The sequence below is a fragment of the Bradyrhizobium sp. SHOUNA76 genome, assembly GCF_023006445.1.
Taxonomy (GTDB): Bacteria; Pseudomonadota; Alphaproteobacteria; order Rhizobiales; family Xanthobacteraceae; genus Bradyrhizobium.
Map to the genome: position 1 here is coordinate 1 of NZ_JALBHA010000571.1, position 3,808 is coordinate 3,808.

4 protein-coding genes and 1 pseudogene are annotated in these 3,808 nt (G+C 64.2%); 3 read left to right on the plus strand and 2 right to left on the minus strand.

Annotation, left to right across the window (positions count from 1 at the left end; translation table 11 throughout):
- Positions 1-161 (minus strand): annotated as a pseudogene (locus MOV74_RS33445) (NAD(P)H-quinone oxidoreductase); the annotation flags it as partial.
- Positions 162-274: 113 nt separating this feature from the next.
- Here MOV74_RS33445 and MOV74_RS33450 point away from each other — a divergent pair.
- Complete coding sequence (locus MOV74_RS33450; protein WP_246931257.1) at positions 275-466, plus strand: DUF1192 domain-containing protein; 192 nt, start codon at positions 275-277, stop codon at positions 464-466.
- A 558-nt stretch (positions 467-1,024) separates the two neighbouring features.
- Positions 1,025-1,534, plus strand: a complete 510-nt coding sequence (locus MOV74_RS33455; protein WP_246931258.1) for a DUF1465 family protein — start codon at positions 1,025-1,027, stop codon at positions 1,532-1,534.
- 370 nt (positions 1,535-1,904) lie between these two features.
- Here the strand turns inward: MOV74_RS33455 and rpmE are convergent, their stop codons facing one another.
- Positions 1,905-2,132, minus strand: a complete 228-nt coding sequence (gene rpmE, locus MOV74_RS33460) for a 50S ribosomal protein L31 (RefSeq protein ID WP_007599895.1) — start codon at positions 2,130-2,132, stop codon at positions 1,905-1,907.
- Between the two features lie 196 nt (positions 2,133-2,328).
- Here rpmE and MOV74_RS33465 point away from each other — a divergent pair.
- Positions 2,329-3,808 (plus strand): ABC transporter transmembrane domain-containing protein (locus MOV74_RS33465; RefSeq protein ID WP_404979212.1); only part of this gene is annotated, 1,480 nt, incomplete at its 3' end.

Below are 3,808 nucleotides of genomic sequence, written 5' to 3' on the forward strand. Positions count from 1 at the left end.
CGCTGCGCCACGTCGGGCCGGTTGACGCCGGCGGCCTGCACCTTGACCAGGATCTCGTCGGGACCGGGCTGCGGCAGGGCCCGTTGTTCCGGCACCAGCACCTCCGGTCCGCCGGGCTTGGAGATGGCGACCACGGTCATTTGCGCGGGCAGCTTGTCCATGATGTGTCCTTGAGCAAAGGTGCGGGAGGAAACGAGGCCATTGCTTAGCCAGCGCGGTCCAAGCTGGCAACCGCCTCAGCCGTGTGCCCAGTGCGAACGCAGGAGGAACGATCATGCCGACGGAAGACGACGACCGCCCGCGCAAGAAGATCACGCATGAAATCGGACAGGATCTCTCACTGTTGTCCGTGGAGGAACTGACCGAGCGCGTCGCCCTGCTCAAGACCGAGATCGCAAGGCTGGAAGAAGCCGCCACCAAAAAGCGCGCCTCGCGCGATGCGGCGAACAGTATTTTCAAGTCGTAGCCCCCGGCGTTGGACTGAAGCTGGCCGCATGCGGCAGTCCTCATCCCGAGGGACCGTGAAGCGGTCGTCTCGAAGGATGGCCAAGCGCGAGAGCGGGCCGTCATGGTTCGAGACGCGCGCGAAGAGCGCGCTCCTCACCATGAGGGTCTAGCTGATGAGAAGCTAGCTGCGGCCTTCGCCGGGACGACGCGCGGAGGAAGTTTGTTCCGCAGTGCACTCGGCCACTGACCGACATGGCTAACGAACTCTCAAAAATTTAGCTCGTTTACCGTCGATTAAGCTTTCGGGTTTATGACTGGAACTGTCCTCGTTTGGACACCGAGTGGCTCCTGTCCACTCTGTTTGACGCCTCCCTGTTATCAACTTTCAAAGCCGCCGGTCTTCCGGCGGCTCTTTTTTGCTTTTTTGGGTCTCGTTCCGGTTGAATTCCGAGGAATGACGCGCGGAAACCATATCCGCGCATGTCGCTGGACTCCGCGTCCCGCCCGCGCAATGATTTGTTCATCATAAGCCGGCGCCAAGCCGGATCGTCAAACAGTTGCGTAAGAGGCGTTAATCATGGAACGTTTGCAGGCCGACGGCGCTCTCGTTCAACTCAGCGAGCGGTTCACCAATTCTGCGGCGTTCGGCGTCCTGTTCCGCGAGGGCATGGACCTCGTCGAAGAGACCGCCGCCTATCTCGACGGCGACGGCCGCACCGAGGCCAAGGCGCTCGACCGTGCCGTCAGCCTCACCTACGCGACCGAGAGCATGCGTCTCACCACCCGCCTGATGCAGCTCGCCTCGTGGCTGCTGCTGCACCGTGCGGTGAAGGAAGGCGAGATGACGCTGAGCCAGGCCAATCGCGAGAAGACCAAGGTCAAGCTCAGTGCGGCCGATCCCGGCCCCGCCGACACCATCGAGAAGCTGCCCTCGCAGCTCCAGGACCTGATCCATCGTTCGATGAGCCTGCAGACCCGCGTGCGTCGCCTCGACACCACCATCCACACCCCGCCGGCCGAGCACGTCGCGATCGGCAACCCGCTGGTGCCGCATCTCAACGCGCTGAAGGCGGCGTTCGAGCGGTAGGTTCGCAGCTGCCGCAGGGGCACGCTGCCGTAGGGTGGGCAAAGGCGCGTAGCGCCGTGCCCACCATGCCTCACTTGGGACTACAACAAGGGTTTCGTGGGCACGCTTCCGCCTTCGCTCTTCGAGCTACGGCGGACAAGTCGCTTTGCCCACCCTACGAGACCATCCGTGCATTGAATGTTGAACCCTCACCCTGAGGTGGCCGCGTAGCGGCCCCACGCGATGCTCTGCATCGCGCGGCTCGCGCCTCCAGCGACGAGCGCGCCGCGCTCGCGCAGGGATGACGGATCGAACGCTGGAGACGACGGCACAAACAAAAACGCCCCTGGTCTCCCAGGGGCGTTTTTCGTCTCCACCCTTGCGGGCCGGATCAATCCTTTTTGAGGAAGCCCGAAAACTTCTTCTGGAAGCGCGAGACGCGGCCGCCGCGATCCATCAGCTGGGCGTTGCCGCCGGTCCAGGCCGGGTGCGACTTCGGGTCGATGTCGAGGTTCAGCGTGTCGCCTTCCTTGCCCCAGGTGGAGCGGGTCAGGTACTCGGTTCCGTCGGTCATCACGACCTTAATTGTATGATAGTTCGGGTGAATTTCGGCTTTCATGGCAATTCCTCGGCGCCCCGGCGCCTTCTTGGGTGGCTATCGAATGACGGATTTGGGCGGCTCTATACCTCACGATATCAGGTAAAACAAGCTATCCCGGGCGGTGAACCGGGCTTACCCCTAAGGGACATCCCGGATTTGCCACTACCCTTGCACCGGCCTATTGGGAGCAAACGAATGCAATGGGTCGGATCTCATGAGCGCAGTGGAACGGCTTGATGACCAATATGTCGATCAGCCCGGAATGAACTCCCAATTGAATTCCCAATTGAATTCCGCCGACACCCCGTCGATCGAAGCCGAGCTGATCGAAGAGCCGGCCAAGGGTCGTGCCAAGCTGCGGCCGCTGCTTGCGCTCGCGCCCTATGTGTACCGCTATCGCGGCCGCGCGGCGCTCGCCTTCGTCGCACTTACGGTCGCGGCGCTGACCACGCTGCTGGTGCCCGTCGCGGTGCGCCGGATGATCGATTTCGGCCTGACGCCCGAGGGCATCGAGCTGATCAACAGTTACTTCTCGGTGATGCTCGCGGTGGTCGCCGTGCTCGCGCTCGCCAGCGCCGCGCGCTACTACCTCGTGATGACGATCGGCGAGCGCATCGTTGCCGACCTCAGGCGCGACGTGTTCGCTCATCTGCTCTCGCTCTCCCCCGCCTTCTTCGACTCCGCGCGCAGCGGCGAATTGATCTCGCGGCTCACCGCCGACACCACCCAGCTCAAATCGGCCGTCGGCGCCTCCGTGTCGATCGCGCTGCGCAATTTGATGATGTTCCTGGGCGCCGCGACGATGATGGTGATCACGAGCCCGAAGCTGTCGGGCTTCGTGCTGCTGGCCATCCCCTTGATCGTGCTGCCGCTGGTCGCCTTCGGGCGCTGGGTGCGGCGGCTGTCGCGCAATGCGCAGGACACCCTCGCCGAGGCCTCGGCCTATGCGGGCGAGCTGGTTGGTGCGATCCGCACCGTGCAGGCTTATACCAGCGAGCCATTCGCCGAGAAGCGGTTCGGCGGCGAGGTCGAGCAGGCCTATGAGGCGGCGCGCACCTCGACCCAGGCTCGCGCGGTGCTTACCGCCATCATCATCTTCATCGTGTTCGCAAGCGTGGTGGCGATCCTCTGGATCGGCTCGCATGACGTGCTGACCGGCGCGATTTCGCCGGGCCGGCTTGGTCAGTTCGTGCTTTACGCGGTGTTCGCCGCAGCGGGTCTCGGCCAGCTCAGCGAGGTCTGGGGCGAGGTTTCGGCGGCATCAGGCGCGGCCGAGCGCCTTTTCGAGATCTTGCACGTCGAGCCCGACATCAAGGCGCCCGCGTCTGCGCGCGCGCTGCCGGTGCCGGCACGCGGCGAGGTCGGCTTCGATCAGGTCAGCTTCGCCTATCCGGTCCGGCGCGACGTCAATGTGCTCGATGCCGTTTCATTCACGGTGCGCCCCGGTGAGAAAGTCGCGATCGTCGGTCCGTCCGGCGCCGGCAAGAGCACGATCTTTCACCTCTTGCTGCGCTTCTACGACCCGCGCAGCGGTGCGATCTCGCTCGACGGCGTGCCGGTCAAATCCGCCGATCCCAGGGATTTCCGCGCGCGCATCGCGCTGGTGCCGCAGGAATCGAACGTGTTCGCCGCCAGTGCCCGCGAGAACATCCGCTTCGGCCGGCCCGATGCGACCGATGCCGAGGTCGAGCGCG

What these genes read in the sequence shown, in the direction of transcription:
- MOV74_RS33455 (WP_246931258.1), top strand. Translation starts at nt 1,025, where the DNA reads ATGGAACGTTTGCAGGCCGACGGCGCTCTCGTTCAACTCAGCGAGCGG.
- MOV74_RS33450 (WP_246931257.1), top strand. Translation starts at nt 275, where the DNA reads ATGCCGACGGAAGACGACGACCGCCCGCGCAAGAAGATCACGCATGAA.
- rpmE (WP_007599895.1), bottom strand. Translation starts at nt 2,132, where the DNA reads ATGAAAGCCGAAATTCACCCGAACTATCATACAATTAAGGTCGTGATG.